Annotated in this window: 14 protein-coding genes; 7 read left to right on the top strand and 7 right to left on the bottom strand. The window is 56.9% G+C overall.

The window, feature by feature from the left end:
* Nucleotides 1-75 precede the first annotated feature (75 nt).
* From astA to AO726_RS11170, 5 genes are all read right to left on the bottom strand, one after another.
* On the bottom strand, nt 76-1,092 hold the full coding sequence (gene astA, locus AO726_RS11190; protein ID WP_058068164.1) for an arginine N-succinyltransferase: 1,017 nt from the start codon (nt 1,090-1,092) through the stop codon (nt 76-78).
* A 10-nt stretch (nt 1,093-1,102) separates the two neighbouring features.
* Entirely contained in the window at nt 1,103-2,119 is a 1,017-nt protein-coding gene (gene aruF / locus AO726_RS11185; RefSeq protein ID WP_058068163.1) for an arginine/ornithine succinyltransferase subunit alpha, read from the bottom strand.
* Between the two features lie 131 nt (nt 2,120-2,250).
* Nucleotides 2,251-3,471, bottom strand: coding sequence for an aspartate aminotransferase family protein (locus AO726_RS11180; protein WP_058068162.1), 1,221 nt, complete (start codon nt 3,469-3,471; stop codon nt 2,251-2,253).
* A gap of 285 nt (nt 3,472-3,756) precedes the next feature.
* Nucleotides 3,757-4,938 (bottom strand): patatin-like phospholipase family protein, encoded by a 1,182-nt coding sequence (locus AO726_RS11175; protein ID WP_058068161.1) that lies wholly within the window; start codon nt 4,936-4,938, stop codon nt 3,757-3,759.
* A 48-nt stretch (nt 4,939-4,986) separates the two neighbouring features.
* Nucleotides 4,987-5,913, bottom strand: a complete 927-nt coding sequence (locus AO726_RS11170) for a lipid A biosynthesis lauroyl acyltransferase (RefSeq protein WP_058068813.1) — start codon at nt 5,911-5,913, stop codon at nt 4,987-4,989.
* 145 nt (nt 5,914-6,058) lie between these two features.
* On the opposite strand from AO726_RS11170, the gene minC reads away from it, so the two are divergent.
* The 4 genes from minC (at nt 6,059) to AO726_RS11150 (ending at nt 8,688) form a co-directional block, all read left to right on the top strand.
* Nucleotides 6,059-6,790, top strand: a complete 732-nt coding sequence (gene minC / locus AO726_RS11165) for a septum site-determining protein MinC (protein ID WP_058068160.1) — start codon at nt 6,059-6,061, stop codon at nt 6,788-6,790.
* A 99-nt stretch (nt 6,791-6,889) separates the two neighbouring features.
* Nucleotides 6,890-7,705 (top strand): septum site-determining protein MinD, encoded by an 816-nt coding sequence (minD, locus tag AO726_RS11160; RefSeq protein WP_058068159.1) that lies wholly within the window; start codon nt 6,890-6,892, stop codon nt 7,703-7,705.
* A complete protein-coding gene (gene minE / locus AO726_RS11155) occupies nt 7,702-7,956 on the top strand; it encodes a cell division topological specificity factor MinE (protein WP_058068158.1) in 255 nt (84 codons plus the stop codon). Before minD ends, minE begins: the two co-directional genes overlap by 4 nt.
* A gap of 96 nt (nt 7,957-8,052) precedes the next feature.
* Nucleotides 8,053-8,688: an RluA family pseudouridine synthase gene (locus AO726_RS11150; RefSeq protein WP_058068157.1), complete on the top strand. Its 636-nt coding sequence runs from the start codon at nt 8,053-8,055 to the stop codon at nt 8,686-8,688.
* 5 nt (nt 8,689-8,693) lie between these two features.
* Here AO726_RS11150 and AO726_RS11145 read toward each other — a convergent pair whose 3' ends face one another.
* Both AO726_RS11145 and AO726_RS11140 read right to left on the bottom strand, forming a co-directional pair.
* Nucleotides 8,694-10,301 (bottom strand): ATP-binding protein, encoded by a 1,608-nt coding sequence (locus AO726_RS11145; RefSeq protein WP_058068156.1) that lies wholly within the window; start codon nt 10,299-10,301, stop codon nt 8,694-8,696.
* Nucleotides 10,302-10,400: 99 nt separating this feature from the next.
* Nucleotides 10,401-11,126 (bottom strand): response regulator, encoded by a 726-nt coding sequence (locus AO726_RS11140; RefSeq protein WP_058068155.1) that lies wholly within the window; start codon nt 11,124-11,126, stop codon nt 10,401-10,403.
* 708 nt (nt 11,127-11,834) lie between these two features.
* Between AO726_RS11140 and AO726_RS11135 the strand changes: the two genes are divergently transcribed.
* From AO726_RS11135 to AO726_RS11125, 3 genes are all read left to right on the top strand, one after another.
* Nucleotides 11,835-14,747, top strand: coding sequence for a ribonucleoside-diphosphate reductase subunit alpha (locus tag AO726_RS11135; protein WP_058068154.1), 2,913 nt, complete (start codon nt 11,835-11,837; stop codon nt 14,745-14,747).
* A gap of 428 nt (nt 14,748-15,175) precedes the next feature.
* A complete protein-coding gene (locus AO726_RS11130; protein WP_058068153.1) occupies nt 15,176-16,423 on the top strand; it encodes a ribonucleotide-diphosphate reductase subunit beta in 1,248 nt (415 codons plus the stop codon).
* Nucleotides 16,424-16,630: 207 nt separating this feature from the next.
* A complete protein-coding gene (locus AO726_RS11125; protein WP_058068152.1) occupies nt 16,631-17,500 on the top strand; it encodes a hypothetical protein in 870 nt (289 codons plus the stop codon).
* The last annotated feature ends 63 nt before the right edge of the window (nt 17,501-17,563 follow it).

Below are 17,563 nucleotides of genomic sequence, written 5' to 3'. Positions count from 1 at the left end.
CCCAGCAAAAAACTGCCCGATTAAGACCGACGAATGCAGTTCGGCACTGCTTGCCTCACGATGTTCTGAGCCTGCTCAGCTGCGCGCCGACACCGTCACTGCGCGCACCGCATCACCAGCAGACAGCTGCAGACGCTCCGCTGTTTGCGCCGAGACCAGCAGCGCACCGTCAACCATCTTGGCTGGGGCTGCGGTTATTCTGGCTGTGGCGCGTTGACGGTTGTGGATCAACCAAGCCTCGGCGTTTTCACCGGGCTCACCAATGGCCAGCGGCAACACCTGACTGTCCTGCACTGCCCGAATCTTCCCCGTAGGAGCCTCAATGGCCGGACCGGCATCAAAAATGTCGACGTAGCCCTGATAGCTAAATCCTTCCGCTTTGAGCATCGCCAGTGCCGGTTCAGTATCCGGGTGCACGCGGCCAATCACCTCCCGCGCCTGCTCGGAAAGGAAGCAGGTGTAGAGCGGGAACTTGGGCATCAATTCGGCGATAAAGGCCTTGTTGCCGACACCAGTGAGGTAATCCGCCTGGCAAAACTCCATTTTGAAGAAGTGCCGGCCCAGGCATTCCCAGAAAGGTGAAAGGCCGTTCTCATCAGAAACACCGCGCATTTCGGCGAACACCTTGTCGCCAAACAGCTCAGGGAATTCAGCGATGAACAGAAAGCGCGCTTTGGACAGCAGGCGACCATTCAAACCACTGCGGTGATCGCCATGCAGAAACAATGAGCAAAGCTCGGAATTGCCGGTCAGGTCATTAGCCAGAAACAGGGTGGGAATCTGCCGGTGGATGTTCAACTCCTGCGAGGCGCTGACCGTCAGGCCAACCCGGTAGTTGTACCAGGGCTCGCGCAAGCCCACAGCGCCAACAACGGCAGAAATACCCACCACCGCGCCACTGTCATCCTCCAGCACAAACAGGTAATCCGCATCGGCGCGCGATACATCACCGGTAAACGCCCGCTCAGCCAACCCAACACGATGAGCCAGACGCTCTTCGTTAGCCGGCAGCGTGGTCAGCCCCGTACCGGTGCTACGCGCCAGTTCAAGCAGGGCCGGAAGATCTGCATTGCGTACAGGCCGGACAATCATGGACAACTCCTTAAACCGCAACCAGACGCACGCTGGAGCCTTCGCCAACACCCAGAACATCCGCTGCCGCCGCGCTCAGCACGACCGGACGTCCCGGCACCCAATCCAGCTCGGCCACGATCGCGCGGAAATCCTGCAACTGACCGCTGCACACCAGATACGCCCGCCCGCCCTTCTCCGGCTCGCCCACACGCACCGGTACCACGCGGCTCTGCGCGATCGAGCGAATGCTGGAGGTCCGCGCATGCAGGGTCGGACCGCCATCGAAAATATCAATGTAGTGATCTGTCTCGAAGCCTTCGCGCATCAGAATGTCGAAGCTGACCTGAGCGCGGCTGTGTACCTGGCCCATGACTTCCTGCGCCTCATCCGGCAGCAGCGGCACATAGATTGGGTAATGCGGCATCAACTCAGCCAAAAACGTACGGCTCTTAAGACCGCACAGGCGCTCAGCTTCGGCGTAGTTCATATCAAAGAAATTGCGCCCAACCGCATCCCAGAACGGTGAATCACCGGCTTCATCGCTGTAGCCGACGATCTCCACCACCACCGCATCGGCAAAGCGCTCGGGATGATTAGCGACAAACATCAATCGACCACGGGAATTGAGCTCGGCCCAAGGCGTATTGGCCAGCGAGTGATCGATATAAAAACTGACCAACAGACTGTTGCCGGTTAGATCGTGACACAGCGACAGCACGTGAATTTTGTTGTGGATCTTCAGTTCGCGGGAGTTATGAACAAAGGTTTCATTGCGAAAGCTGTAGAAAGGTTCGGAATAACCCGCAGAGGCGACAATCCCGGAACAGCCAAGCAACTGCTTGGTGTCACTGTCTTCCAGTACGAAGAAGTAGCTTTCTTCCCCGTTAAAACTGACTTCGGCGGCAAAGGATGCCTCTGAAGCGGCAATCTTCTCACCCAAACGACCAGCGTCATCCGGCAGCGAAGTCACCCCCACCGGGCTGTCTGCGGCAAGGCGCTGCACTTGCGCAAGATCGGACATTTGCGCGGGACGCATCACCAGCATGCTGTCACTCCTAAATTGATAAACCGTAAACAAGAAACCCTGAACAATTCAAAGCTCCCGCGCAGGCCCATCCCATCCCAGAGTGAGCACAATTCAACCGGGCAGCGGCGTTCGCGCTGCCCGGCTGACTGTCAGACGCGAGTCAGCGTGGCCACAGCGCGTTCAAAGCGCTCCAGGCCTTCCTCAATATCCGCTTCGCTAACCACCAGGCTTGGGGCAAAGCGCACCACATCTGGGCTGGCCTGCAACACCATCAAACCTTCCGCTACGGCTGCATCCAGCACCTCGCGGGCCTTGCCCTTCCAGGCGTCGGACAGCACCGCACCGATCAGCAAGCCCAGGCCGCGCACTTCACTGAACAGACCGTACTGCTCACCGATCTGCTCCAGACGCGCTTTAAAAATCTGATGACGGGCTTTAACACCGTCCAGCACAGCGGGCGTGTTGACGATATCAATCACTGCCTCACCCACCGCGCACGCCAGCGGGTTACCGCCGTAGGTGGTGCCGTGCGTACCGACGGCCAGATGCTTGGCGAACTCGTCACGGGTCAGCATGGCTGCAATCGGGAAGCCACCACCCAGGCTCTTGGCACTGGACAGCACATCCGGGATAACGCCGTAGTGCATATAAGCAAACAGCTCGCCACAGCGGCCCATGCCCGACTGAACCTCATCGAATACCAGCAGAGCATTGTGCTTGTCGCACAACTCACGGGCAGCTTGCAGATACGCCAGATCAGCCGGCAGTACGCCCCCCTCCCCCTGCACAGGCTCCAGCACAATGGCGCAGGTCTTATCAGAAACGGCTGCTTTCAGCGCTTCGATATCGTTGTATGGCACATGGGTGATGCCCTGAATTTTCGGGCCAAAACCATCGGAGTACTTAGGCTGACCGCCAACATTCACGGTAAACAGCGTGCGACCGTGGAAGCTGTTGGTCGCTGCGATGATCTCGTACTTGTCTTCACCGAACTTGTCGAACGCCACACGACGCGCCAGTTTGAACGCAGCCTCGTTAGCTTCAGCACCGGAGTTACAGAAGAACACGCGATCCGCAAAGGTCGCGTCTACCAGCTTCTTAGCCAGGCGCAGTGCAGGCTCGTTGGTGTACACGTTCGACACGTGCCAGAGTTTGCCAGCCTGCTCGGTCAGCGCTTTGACCAGCGCCGGATGCGCGTGGCCCAGCACGTTCACCGCGATACCGCCAGCAAAGTCGATCAGCTCACGACCACTCTGATCCCACACGCGCGAACCTTCGCCGCGAACGGGGATAAAAGCTGCAGGTGCATAGTTAGGCACCATCACCTGATCAAATTCGGCGCGTTGCACCGTGTCGTGCTGAACGGACATTTCTGCTCTCCTGAAAAGGAACACCTGCCTGCAGGGCAAGCGGTACGAAGGATTGTATGGGTTGAATTCGGGCGGGCCTTGCCACTATGCGACAACTTCTTACAGCGCACTTCACTTGCGGGAACTGCACTTACGCAAAAGCGACATAAAGCATCGAAGGCGTGCAGTTTAAATCCTGAGACGGCCATTGGTGCAGCCATCAGGAGCAGAAAAAGCAAATTTATTGGGCCTTAGGTTCTGTACAACGCAGTCCCGAGCGAAGATCAGGCACTTCTCCTACCGACGCTAGAATAACGCCGGTTCAGGCACGGCACTGTCCAACTGCAAAAACGTGCTCAAGCGTGCCTTTTGCGCCATGGCATCCTGATAACCCAGCTCGATCAGCTCATGGCAGTAGCTGGACTCAAACAACAAATAACTCATCACACCAGCGCCGCCGTCTTTAGTCGCGCCGGGGCCTCGCAAAAACATGCGCAACGCCCTCGGCATTTCATGCTGATGCCGCGCTGCAATCTGATCCAGCGGCTGACTTGGGGCAATCACCAGCACCTCAACAGGCTCAAGCCCCAGACCGGGCCTGCGCTTTTCGGGCGGAATCAGGCTGCCCAGATAGTTCAAACGCTCCAGCAACTCGATATCGCTTTCAAGGCTATCGATAAAGGTGCTGTTGAGCAGATGCCCACCGATGTGAGCCAGCGTGGGTAAGCGCCCCGTAGCCGGAGTGCACGGCGGCGGCCCTGCTTCATTGTTGCTGACCCCGACCACCAGCACCTTACTGGCGCCCAAATGCAGCGCCGGGCTGATCGGCGCTGCCTGGCGCACTGCGCCATCACCAAAATATTCGCGACCGATTTTGACCGGTGGGAAGATCAGCGGGATCGATGCACTGGCAAGAAGATGCTCAAGCCCCAGCCGGGTTGGCACTCCGACACGGCGATGACGGAACCAGGGATTGATCGCTGCACGCCCCTGATAGAAGGTCATCGCCTGGGCGCTCTCATAAGCGAACGCGGTCACCGCTACCGCACGCAACTGGCGCTGACGCACCGCTGCGGCGATGCCGCTGAAATCCAAGTGCTGGCTCAACAGCTCAGCCAGCGGTGAACTGTCCAACAGCGCCACTGGCACTTCCTTGCCCAGCCCCAGCAGGCTGCGCCCGATAAAACGGCTGGCCTGACGCAGAACGCCAGGCCAGTCACTGCGATAAACCTGATGGGTATGAAAGTTCTGCCAGACCTCTTTGAGACGGCGCACAGCCTCTGCAAAATCCAGAGCACCACAGGCGAGGCTGACCGCATTGATCGCGCCAGCCGAGGTGCCGACGATCACCGGGAAAGGATTACGGGAATCAGGCAGCAAATCAGCAATCGCAGCCAGCACCCCGACCTGATAGGCCGCACGGGCACCACCGCCAGAGAGGATAAGCCCGGTGGTAACCGGCTGAGTGACTGAAGCAGGGTCCTGCATAAAACCACTCCTCGGCTTTGTATCCTTTAGAAAGACCTCAGACAGCCCCTACTTCTTATACAACTTTGGTTCGCCCTCAGGCCGCGTTTTAAAGCGCCGGTGCGCCCACAAATACTGCTCAGGGCATGCCGAGACAGCCTGCTCCACCCACTGATTAATCAGCAGGCAATCTTCTTCCTCGCTGCCAGCCGGGAAGCCAGGCAGCGGCGGATGAATCACCAACCGATACCCCGAGCCATCGGCCAAACGCTCCTGGGTAAACGGCAAAACCCGCGCCCGACCTAAACGGGCGAACTTGGTGGTGGCAGTGACAGTTGCGGCCTGAATCCCAAACAGCGGGACAAAAATGCTCTGCTTGCGCCCGTAGTCTTGATCCGGCGCATACCAGATCGCCCGACCAGCGCGTAGCACCTTGAGCATGGCTCGCACATCTTCCCGCTCAATGGCCGTGGCATCCAGGTTATGACGCTCACGCCCGCGACGCTGAACAAAATCAAACAGAGGATTACTGTGCTCACGGTACATACCATCAATCGTGTGCACCTGCCCCAGCAGCGCTGCGCCAATTTCCAGTGTGGTGAAGTGCAGTGCCATCAGAATGACGCCCTGGCCTTCTGCCTGAGCCTGCTGCAAATGCTCCAGCCCTTCAATATGCGCCAACTTGGCCAGACGCGCCTTTGGCCACCACCAACTCATGGCCATTTCGAAGAAGGCGATGCCAGTGGAAGCAAAGTTCTCCTTCAACAGGCGCTCGCGCTCGTCTCTGGAAAGCTGTGGGAAGCACAGCTCCAAATTACGTTGAGCAATTCGCCGCCGCGAGCCTGCACCGATCAGCATCACCCGGCCCAGCAAACGCCCCAGCCGGAGCAACAGCGGATAAGGCAGTTGCACAATCAGCCACAACAGCCCCAGCCCCAGCCATAGCCCCCAGTAGCGCGGATGCAAGAATTCTGTACGAAAAACAGGACGATCCATAACAATCAGGTCCGATGCACTCAACAAAGCGCGGCATTCTATCAGGACTTTGCCCGCAGCCTGCTTTAACACTGCGCGCAACTTGCGGCCACGCTGCGTTGTCGTTATAAGTCCGTTACTTTTACCCAGCTGTATCAGGCAGACCATGAGCCAAGCCGATCTACTCGACCAAGATCCCGTCTTTCAATTAAAGGGCAGCATGCTAGCCATCACCGTTATGGAGCTGGCACACAATGACCTGGGGCGACTTGACCAGCAACTGAGCAGCAAAGTCGCTCAAGCCCCTGCCTTTTTCAGCAACACCCCGCTGGTACTGGCTCTGGACAAGCTACCAGAAGGCGAAGGCGAGATTAACCTGAGCGAATTGATGGAGGTGTGCCGCAAGCATGGCCTGCGCACTCTCGCCATCCGCGCCAACCGCGAAAGCGACATCGCAGCCGCCAACGCCCTCGACCTGCCTGTGTTGCCACCGTCCGGTGCCCGTGAACGCCTGATCGATCCTGCTCCGGCACCTGCAAAGCCGGAAAAACCGGCCGAGCCCGAAGTCAAACCCACCAAGATTATTACCAGCCCGGTACGTGGCGGCATGCAGGTGTATGCCCAAGGTGGTGATCTGGTTGTTCTTGCGCCCGTCAGCGCCGGGGCCGAACTTCTGGCCGATGGCAACATCCATGTATATGCACCCATGCGTGGCCGGGCACTTGCCGGAGTCAAAGGCAATCAGAAAGCCCGCATCTTCTGTCAGCAGATGGGCGCAGAGCTGCTGTCCATCGCCGGGCAGTACAAAGTAGCAGAGGACTTGAGGCGAGATCCCCACTGGGGACACGCTGTCCACGTATTCCTATCCGGCGACGTGTTGAACATAAAACGTCTTTAACGGATACTTTCGCCACTTTTCGGCATACCAACAAGGCACCTGGAGCCTGCGAAAGGTAACGGATTGCCAGCTTTTTTCTACATTTTGGGGTGAATCACCTTGGCCAAGATCCTCGTTGTTACATCAGGCAAAGGTGGCGTTGGTAAAACCACCACCAGCGCCGCCATCGGTACCGGCCTCGCCCTGCGCGGCCACAAGACTGTCATCGTCGACTTCGACGTTGGCCTGCGTAACCTCGACCTGATCATGGGCTGCGAGCGCCGCGTCGTGTACGACTTCGTCAATGTCGTCAACGGCGAAGCCACCCTCACCCAGGCTCTGATCAAAGACAAGCGCCTGGAAAACCTCTACGTGCTGGCCGCCAGCCAGACCCGCGACAAAGACGCGCTGACCTTGGAAGGCGTAGCCAAGGTTATTGCCGAACTGAGCGAAAACTTTGATTTCGTCATCTGTGACTCTCCGGCCGGTATCGAAAAAGGTGCCCACTTGGCCATGTACTTCGCTGATGAAGCAATTGTCGTGACCAACCCGGAAGTCTCCTCCGTACGTGACTCTGACCGCATGCTTGGCTTGCTGGCGAGCAAATCGCGCCGCGCCGAAGAAGGCAAAGAGCCCATCAAAGAGCACCTGCTGCTGACCCGCTACAACCCCGAGCGCGTTGTCAAAGGCGAAATGCTCGGCGTTGAAGACGTTGAGGAAATCCTTGCGATCCGCCTGCTCGGCGTTATCCCAGAGTCGCAAGCCGTACTCAAAGCCTCCAACCAGGGCGTGCCGGTCATCCTTGATGAGCAGAGCGACGCAGGTCAGGCTTACAGTGATGCTGTTGAACGACTGCTCGGCAAAGAAGTTCCTCACCGCTTCCTTGACGTTCAGAAGAAAGGATTCATCCAACGCTTGTTCGGAGGTCGTGAATGAATATTTTTGACTTCTTTCGTGAACGCAAGAAGGAAACTCCTGCTGCCATCGCGAAAGAGCGTCTGCAGATTATTGTTGCCCACGAGCGTGGCCAGCGTAGCCAGCCCGATTACCTGCCAGCACTTCAGCAAGAGCTGGTGGCAGTGATTCGTAAGTACGTAAACATTGATTCTGAACAGGTTCAGGTCGCACTGGAGAACCAGGGCAACTGCTCCATTTTGGAACTCAACATCACCCTGCCCGATCGTTGATCGGCGAACCTGTCTGCCATGCCTGCCAAGGCAGCAGACAGGCTCTGATAACCTGAAACGGCGGCCCTGGCCGCCGTTTCCGTTTGTGGAATACCCATGCCGCTGTCGAATGTCGAAATCATCCACCAGGACGCCGCCCTGCTGGTGATCAACAAGCCTACCCTGCTGCTGTCCGTGCCCGGCCGCGCCGAAGATAACCGCGATTGCCTAGTCACCCGCCTGCAGGAAAACGGCTACCCGGAAGCCCGCATCGTGCACCGGCTAGACTGGGAAACCTCTGGCATCATCGTGCTGGCCCGCGACGCCGACAGCCACCGCGAGCTGTCCCGGCAATTCCACGACCGCGAAACCGAAAAAGCCTACACCGCACTGTGCTGGGGTCAGCCCGAGCAAGACAGCGGCAGCATCGACCTGCCCCTGCGCTACGACCCACCAACCAAGCCGCGCCACGTAGTGGATCACGAACTGGGCAAACACGCCCTGACTTACTGGCGCATCCTTGAGCGTTACGACAACCACTGCCGCGTCGAACTGACACCGATCACCGGCCGCTCACACCAACTGCGTGTGCATATGCTGTCGATTGGTCACCCGCTGCTGGGCGACGGCCTGTATGCCCATCCCGAAGCGCTGGCGGCTTATCCGCGCCTGTGCCTACACGCCAGCATGCTCAGCCTGACGCATCCACAAACCGGCGAACGCCTGCGTTTTGAGTCACCCGCACCGTTCTGAAATGCTCAGGGCTGGCGACGCGGCCAGATCAGGCTGAAGCAGGCGCCCCCCAGTTCTTCACTACGGCTGATCGCCGCCCGCCCGCTGTGCCAGTAAGTAATCCGCCGCACAATCGATAAGCCCAAACCGTGTCCGCCAGAGGCACGGGTACGGCTGTCATCCAGACGTAGAAACGGCGTGAAGATATGCTCCCATGCTTCTTCCGGCACACCGGGGCCGTCATCCTCCACATCCAGCCGACAGCGATTCGGGCCGATCTTGAAGCTCACCCGCACGCGGGATTCAGCATGGCGCATGGCGTTGCTCACCAGATTTTGCAGAGCACGGTGCAAATAGCGGAACTCCGCCTCAACCAGCGCGCCCCCTTCCGGTGCTTCACGGCACGGCCCACACTCAACCAAGACACTGGCGCGCAACGGCGACAATTCGGCAATCACCTGAGCAATCAACTCAGCCAGATCAACTGGCTGGAAGCTCAGCGCCGGTGAGCCCTGCTCAAGACGCGCATAGGTCAGCATCTCGTCCACCAGCTTGTCGAGATCCTGAATATCGCTGTCCATGCCTTCCAGGTACTTGTGCCGGGCCTGATCGGTCTCGGCATCAGCAACCATTTCCAGACCGAAGCGCAAACGTGCCACCGGCGTGCGCAGCTCATGGGACACCGCCCGCACCATCTCACGTTGAATGGTCAGTGAGCGCTGCAGGTGTTCCGCCATGGCATTAAAGGAAGCCGCCAGCCGCCCCACTGAGTCCACCTCACCTTCCAGCGTCGGCACACGGGCATCCAGCTTACCGCTGGCAATCTTGCTCGCAGCCCGCTCCAGCCCGCGCAAACGGCGTTCCAGAGGCCGTACCAGCAGGTACACCATCAGACCAATCAGGCACAGCCCGAGTAAGCCGATAATCACCAGCCACTGAACCGGATAAGGGTTCATCTGATACATGGGGCCGACTTCCAGCACCCACGGTGTTTCGACAATTCCGGAATACACATAGACACTGTCGCCGCCGCGACCGAGTGCCATCACCGTGTCACCTTCATCAACCCGGCGGCGCTGATCAGGGTCAAGATTGGCCTCCCCCAAACGCACCAGCCGCATTTCAAAGCCGAACTGCTTGTCTTTATGCAGCGCTGCCAACCGCTTCGGCTGATCACCCCACGGATAACGCACCAACTCATCAATCACCAGAAAACTGATGGCCCTGAGCAACTGCTCACTGATCTGCTGCACCTCACCGACCAGCACCAGCGGCTCATCCAGCGAGAGCTGGCTGTAGATACTGGCCTCGTGCTCGCCAGTCTGTTCGACCAGAACCTTGCCGCGACGCAGCGCCGCACGGTCACGGGTATCCAGCTCGGCCAATTCCAGCTTTTCAATCCGCAGCGGAATCCCCAGCAAACGCCCCCACACCGACATGGCCCGACGCCGCTCCACATCCACCATCGGATGCAGATTATCGGCCATCAACCGGAACGTGCCCTGCGCCAGGCGTTCGCGGTATTGATCAACGCGCACTTCGTTAAGCAGCTGCAACGCACTGATGCCGAGTAATCCGACCAGCACCAGCACGGTAAGCATGCCGCCATAAATGCGCAGAAAGATGGAGTTCATGCCCGCACCTGCCAGGCAGGCACAGCCACAACAGCTCGCCTATTAAAGGAAGGCAATCGCAGCGCCGCCCAAACAGCAGCCAAACGCCGCAGCTGGCGCTCAGAGAACAAGAGCTTCCGCCGCCTCGGCCACAAACAGATACCCCTTGCTGCGCACGGTCTTAATCAGACGCGGGTGCATCGGATCATCACCAATCTTCGGGCGGATGCGGGAAATGCGCACATCAATGGAACGGTCCTGGCCGTCGTACTCAATGCCGCGCAATGAACTGAAAATTTCCTCACGGGAAAGGATGCGTCCGGCATTGGAGGTCAGCAGCCACAGCAGATCGAACTCAGCACTGGTCAGTTCGATGCTCTGCTCTTTCAGCCAGGCTTCACGCATGGCGCTGTCCACCACCAACGGGCCAAACTGCAGACGGCGACGATCAGTCACAGCCTCTTCGCTGGCACCTTCGTAACGTCGCAGCAGTGCACGGATACGGGCCAACAACACCCGCGGACGAACCGGCTTACACACGTAGTCATCTGCGCCCATTTCCAGGCCCAGCACCTGATCCATATCGTCATCACGGGCCGTCAGCATCAGGATCGGCCCTTCATACTCGCCACGTACCGCCCGGCAAATGGACAAACCGTCCTCACCCGGTAGCATCAGGTCAAGAATCACCAGATCAGGCTGCTCCTGCAAAATACGCGCAGCTGCTTTGGCACCATCCATTTCGATGGAGACATGCAAGCCATTGCTCTGGAGATATTCACGGGTCAACTCAGCCAGACGCTGGTCGTCCTCAACAATCAGAATGTGCCACGCCTGCTGTTCCACACGACCTCCACTGACAGCGCCAGAACGACGCGCATTGTATCAATGCGAGGCAGCCTGCATAGCGCCCTGCACACCCTTGCCAAAACACTAGATATAGTATCCAAACCTTTTGGCTTAACCAGCCCGGTAAAAAGCCCAAACTGTACTAAATGACTACGATGGACGGCATAGCCCAGCAAGTATGCGGCCTAGCCAGCATGCCCTCCTCTCCACCCACAATACACGCACAAGTTATCCACAGGTTGTTCGTGTTTTACTAACTTGCATTACCCCAATTAGCGCATTATCTTGTATGCCAATTACGCGACACCCACCATATATTGGGTATAGCTAGGTAACCGGACACAAGAAGAATGACGCGCACACGGCCTGATCCCAGGTTGTCACCGGAAACCCGACACGCTCTTTAGGCAAGTCCCCTGCACGGTAATCGCAGGACAATGCTCGGCAGAGCCCAACAGGCAGCCGAGGGAAACAAAGCAGTGGCCCCGAGTGGGTAGTACTACTAGATATAGTGGTTCAGGCGGAAACGCCTTGCGTTGTGACTTAAAAGCCAGGATGGCCAGAACACCGTGCCAGCCTGACCAAATTTGCAAATCCCCGAAGCACGGCACGAGCCGGGCGACGGCATTGTTAAAAATGGAATGAGCGCTACCACCCAGTTCTGCGGTAACGCACACAGATAATTACAGAACCATGGAGACCTTCATGCAGACCGACACTTCCCGCGAGAACCCGCAGGCCACCGCGCCGCAGGCCAGCGATGACAACGCCACCCTGAGCGCTACTGCTCCGGGCCAGTTGCGGGTGATCAAGCGTAACGGCACCGTTGTGCCTTACACCGATGACAAGATCACCGTTGCCATCACCAAAGCCTTTCTCGCTGTTGAAGGCGGCACCGCTGCCGCTTCGTCGCGTATTCATGAAACTGTTGCCCGCCTGACCGAACAAGTTACTGCGACCTTCAAACGTCGCATGCCATCCGGCGGCACCATCCATATCGAAGAAATTCAGGATCAGGTTGAACTGGCCCTGATGCGCGCAGGCGAGCAGAAAGTTGCCCGCGACTACGTGATCTACCGCGAAGCCCGCGCCGCAGAGCGTAAGAGCGCCAACGCAGCTGGCGACATCGCCCAGCCGCACCCAAGCATCCGCGTTACCCAAAACGACGGCAGCTTGGTGCCGCTGGACATGGGCCGCCTGAACACCATCATCCGCGAAGCCTGTGAAGGTCTGGCCGAAGTGGATGGCGAGCTGATTCAGAAAGAAACCCTGAAGAACCTGTACGACGGCGTAGCCCAGAGCGACGTTAACACCGCCCTGGTGATGACCTCCCGTACCCTGGTTGAGCGCGAGCCAAACTACAGCTACGTGACTGCCCGCCTGCTGATGGACAACATCCGCGCTGAAGGCCTGGGCTTCCTCGGTGTCGCCACCAGCGCGACTCACCACGAAATGGCTGACCTGTACGCTAAGGCACTGCCTGCTTACGTTGCTAAAGGTATCGAGTTTGAACTGCTCGACCCGAAACTGGCCTCCTTCGACCTTGAAAAACTGGGCAAGGCGATCAACCACGAGCGCGACCAGCAGTTCACCTACCTGGGCCTGCAAACCCTGTACGACCGCTACTTCATTCACAAAGACGGCATCCGTTTCGAACTGCCTCAAGTCTTCTTCATGCGTGTGGCCATGGGCCTTGCTATCGAAGAGAAAGACAAAGAAGCCCGCGCCATCGAGTTCTACAACCTGCTGTCGTCCTTCGACTACATGGCCTCCACACCGACCCTGTTCAACGCCGGCACCCTGCGTCCGCAGCTCTCCAGCTGCTACCTGACCACTGTTCCGGATGACCTGTCGGGCATCTACGGCGCCATCCACGACAACGCCATGCTGTCCAAGTTTGCCGGTGGTCTGGGCAACGACTGGACGCCGGTGCGTGCGCTGGGCTCCTACATCAAAGGCACCAACGGCAAATCCCAGGGCGTTGTACCGTTCCTGAAAGTCGTCAACGACACCGCCGTAGCGGTAAACCAGGGCGGCAAGCGCAAAGGCGCTGTATGTGCTTACCTGGAAACTTGGCACATGGACATCGAGGAATTCCTCGAGCTGCGTAAGAACACCGGTGACGACCGCCGCCGTACCCACGACATGAACACCGCGAACTGGATTCCGGACCTGTTCATGAAGCGCGTATTCGATGACGGCAAGTGGACCCTGTTCAGCCCGAGCGAAGTACCGGACCTGCACGACCTGACCGGTAAAGCCTTCGAAGAGCGCTACGAGTACTACGAAGCCCTGACTGAATACGGCAAGATCAAGCTGTTCAAAACCATTCAGGCCAAAGACCTGTGGCGCAAAATGCTCTCGATGCTGTTCGAGACTGGCCACCCATGGCTGACCTTCAAAGATCCGTGCAACCTGCGCAGCCCGCAGCAGCACGTTGGCGTGGTTCACAGCTCCAACCTGTGCACCGAGATCACCCTGAACACCAACGCCGATGAAATCGCCGTATGTAACCTGGGTTCCGTCAACCTGCCGAACCACATCGTTGACGGCAAGCTGGACACCGCCAAGCTGGAGAAAACCATCCGCGTCGCTGTGCGCATGCTCGATAACGTTATCGACATCAACTACTACAGCGTACCGCAGGCCCGTAACTCCAACTTCAAGCACCGTCCGGTTGGTCTGGGCATCATGGGCTTTCAGGACGCACTGTACCTGCAGCACATCCCGTACGGCTCCGACGCTGCTGTTGAGTTCGCCGACCGCTCGATGGAAGCCGTCAGCTACTTCGCCATTCAGGCCTCTTGTGACCTGGCTGACGAGCGCGGCAGCTACTCGACGTTTGACGGTTCGCTGTGGAGCAAAGGCATTCTGCCGCTCGACTCCCAGCAGATCCTGATCGAAGCGCGTGGCCAGAAGTACATCGACGTCGACCTGACCGAAACCCTGGACTGGGCACCGATCCGCGAGCGCGTGAAGAAAGGCATCCGTAACTCCAACATCATGGCCATCGCACCGACCGCCACCATCGCCAACATCACCGGCGTATCGCAGTCGATCGAACCGACCTATCAGAACCTGTACGTGAAGTCGAACCTCTCCGGCGAGTTCACCGTGATCAACCCGTACCTGGTCCGCGACCTCAAAGCACGCGGTCTGTGGGACTCGGTCATGGTTAACGACCTGAAGTACTACGACGGCTCCGTGCAGCAGATCGAGCGCATCCCGCAAGACCTGAAAGACCTCTACGCCACCGCGTTTGAAGTTGAAACCAAGTGGATCGTGGACGCTGCCAGCCGCCGCCAGAAGTGGATCGATCAGGCTCAGTCGCTGAACCTCTACATCGCTGGCGCATCGGGCAAGAAACTCGACGTGACCTACCGCATGGCTTGGTACCGTGGCCTGAAAACCACCTACTACCTCCGTGCCCTGGCCGCCACCAGCACCGAGAAGTCCACCATCAACACCGGCAAACTCAACGCCGTATCCAGTGGCGCAGGCACCGAAGGGTTGCAAGCTAAGCCACAGGCGCCGAGCAATGAGTTCACCAGTGCAGGTCCGGCTCCAGTGCCAAAGGCCTGTGCTATCGATGAACCAGACTGCGAAGCCTGCCAATAAGGTGGTGAACGCGCGTAGCTGAACGGCGCGCGCGTTGTTACCTGCTCCGCCGAACCCCATCACGTACATAAGTACGCTCAGGGGCTTCGACGAAGCAGGTGCCTAGCGCTCACTCGCTCAGCTCCACGCTGGTGAGATCGCTAAGGTCTAATGAACTAAATGTGTAGTTGAAAGATTTACCTAGCGTCACTGCCCTTCTTTCCGTGCAGACGCTACAGATCAAGAGCTAGCGAGCTAGAGCAGTACAAGGCAGAAAGCGGCGAGGATGCGCAGTTTACGGGTTGTAAATGAGCAATCCGAGCCGATTTCTAACGCCGTAATGCCGACGCGCAGCAGCTCGATGACCACCGAATTTTGTTTTTGCGTGCACACCATGCACCTATATTTTATGACCGGTTCAAACCGGCACCCGATCAGGAGGACGCATCATGCTGAGCTGGGATGAATTCGATAAACCCGAAGAAGGCGCTGCCCCCAAGGCAGCCGCACAACAGGCCAACGTAGAAGCCGGTCTGGACAAGCTGGACAATCAGGCAGCAGGCTCCGTAGAGGAAGCCCGCGCCATCGACGCCAGTGATTCCGACGCCGTAGCCCGCGCTAAAGCCGCGCTGAACGAGCTGGACATCCAGGAAGGCCTGGACGATCTGGAAGGCGCCAGCGCTCGCGTGCACGTGGGCGACAAGCAGATGATCAACGCCCGTGCCGACCTCAACCAACTCGTACCGTTCAAGTACGACTGGGCCTGGCAGAAATACCTCGACGGCTGCGCCAACCACTGGATGCCGCAAGAAGTAAACATGAACGCCGACATCGCCCTGTGGAAGAGCGCTGATGGCCTGACCGAAGACGAGCGCCGCATCGTTAAGCGCAACCTCGGCTTCTTCTCCACTGCCGACAGCCTGGTTGCCAACAACCTGGTACTGGCCGTGTACCGCCTGATCACCAACCCGGAGTGCCGCCAGTACATCCTGCGCCAGGCCTTCGAAGAAGCGATCCACACCCACGCCTACCAGTACTGCATCGAGTCGCTGGGCATGGATGAAGGCGAAATCTTCAACATGTACCACGAGATCCCGAGCGTTGCTAAAAAGGCATCCTGGGGCCTCAAATACACCCGTTCGATTTCCGACCCGCAGTTCAACACCGGCACCCCGGAAACCGACCGCCAGTTCCTGCGTAACCTCATCGCTTACTACTGCGTACTGGAAGGCATCTTCTTCTACTGCGGCTTCACCCAGATCCTCTCCATGGGCCGCCGCAACAAGATGACCGGCACCGCCGAACAGTTCCAGTACATCCTGCGTGACGAGTCCATGCACCTGAACTTCGGTATCGACGTGATCAACCAGATCAAGATCGAAAACCCACACCTGTGGGATGCCGAAATGAAAGACGAAGCCACCCAGATGATCCTGCAAGGCACTCAGCTGGAAATCGAATACGCCCGTGACACCATGCCACGCGGCGTGCTGGGCATGAACGCGGCCATGATGGAGGACTACCTCAAATTCATCGCCAACCGTCGCCTGACCCAAATCGGCCTGAAAGAAGAATACCCAGGCACCACCAACCCATTCCCATGGATGAGCGAAATCATGGACCTGAAGAAGGAGAAGAACTTCTTCGAGACCCGCGTGATTGAGTATCAAACTGGTGGGGCGTTGAGCTGGGATTGATTCCAAAGCGCCACTACAGTAAGTTCAATCTACACCCGTCTTGGATGTAGGGGCAGAACTCAATAAGAACCCCGCCTAGTGCGGGGTTTTTATTGAGAGAAACATTTATCTTATGACACTAAAAAATCTATTACTAAGCGCCCTAATGACACTGATAGTAACTATTGCCGGTGGCGCAGCAGTAGAATACATAACCACAGAAAAACCTTGGCAAAAAACAAAATAGAGTACACATATACATCAACCAGCTCTTTTCGCCTCGAAAATGAAAATATCGAATTCACAAAACTAGAAATAATAAATACTGGCTCTCAAACACAACACTCAATACAGGCCGAGGTAGTGTTCAAAGGGGGCGCGATACAAGAGTTTTCTATCCCAGCAGAATCAAAATCAGCAAATCCATTGGTAACAATATCAGAAAACAAAGAAAAGATACTCATAAAGACAGATAATTTATTCACAAAAGAAACTATAAAAATTGAGATTCTTGTCAAAACCAAAAAGAAAGAAAATCCCTACATCAACATTCGCAGCAAAACCACAAAAGGCACCAAACTCTCAAAACCAAATACAAAAACAGATCAAATCTTCAACGACACCACCAAAAGCATTGCGCTAATTATTATATCTCTCTTTATTTTCACAATTCTTTTACGCAAAAAAACAATACGCTTTCAAGCCCACAGCCCTAACAATATAGGTTTTCTCCTCCTCCATGCGAATGAAATAAATGTAGCAGGCAAGTATTTCGAGAAAGATCTTGAGAAAGGCATAACCGGACCGTACAGCCTTTCTAACTACGCCCTATACAAAGCATTAACCGACAGTCCAAATGCCTCAAAACCATACATAGAGGCGGCATTATTTTACTCTAACAACAAGCATGAGAAAGCCGTATCAAAATTCAACGAATCACTAATACTTGCAATAAACAATGAGACTTCAGATGCTGAAGAAAAACTAGCTGAATCAATAAAGCTCTCTAAAAGCTCAATTACCAAATACTGCAACTACAGCAAAATAGTAAAAGAGTTTATACCAAATTTCCAAAAAGTAATCGACGAAAGCAAGTAGGGTGGATAAGGCCGAAGGCTTATCCACCATTACGCACGCAATCCCACCACATAACTTGCGTCG

The organism is Pseudomonas sp. TTU2014-080ASC, from assembly GCF_001446935.1.
Taxonomy (GTDB): Bacteria; Pseudomonadota; Gammaproteobacteria; order Pseudomonadales; family Pseudomonadaceae; genus Aquipseudomonas.
This window is presented reverse-complemented; position numbering and strand designations above follow the sequence as displayed.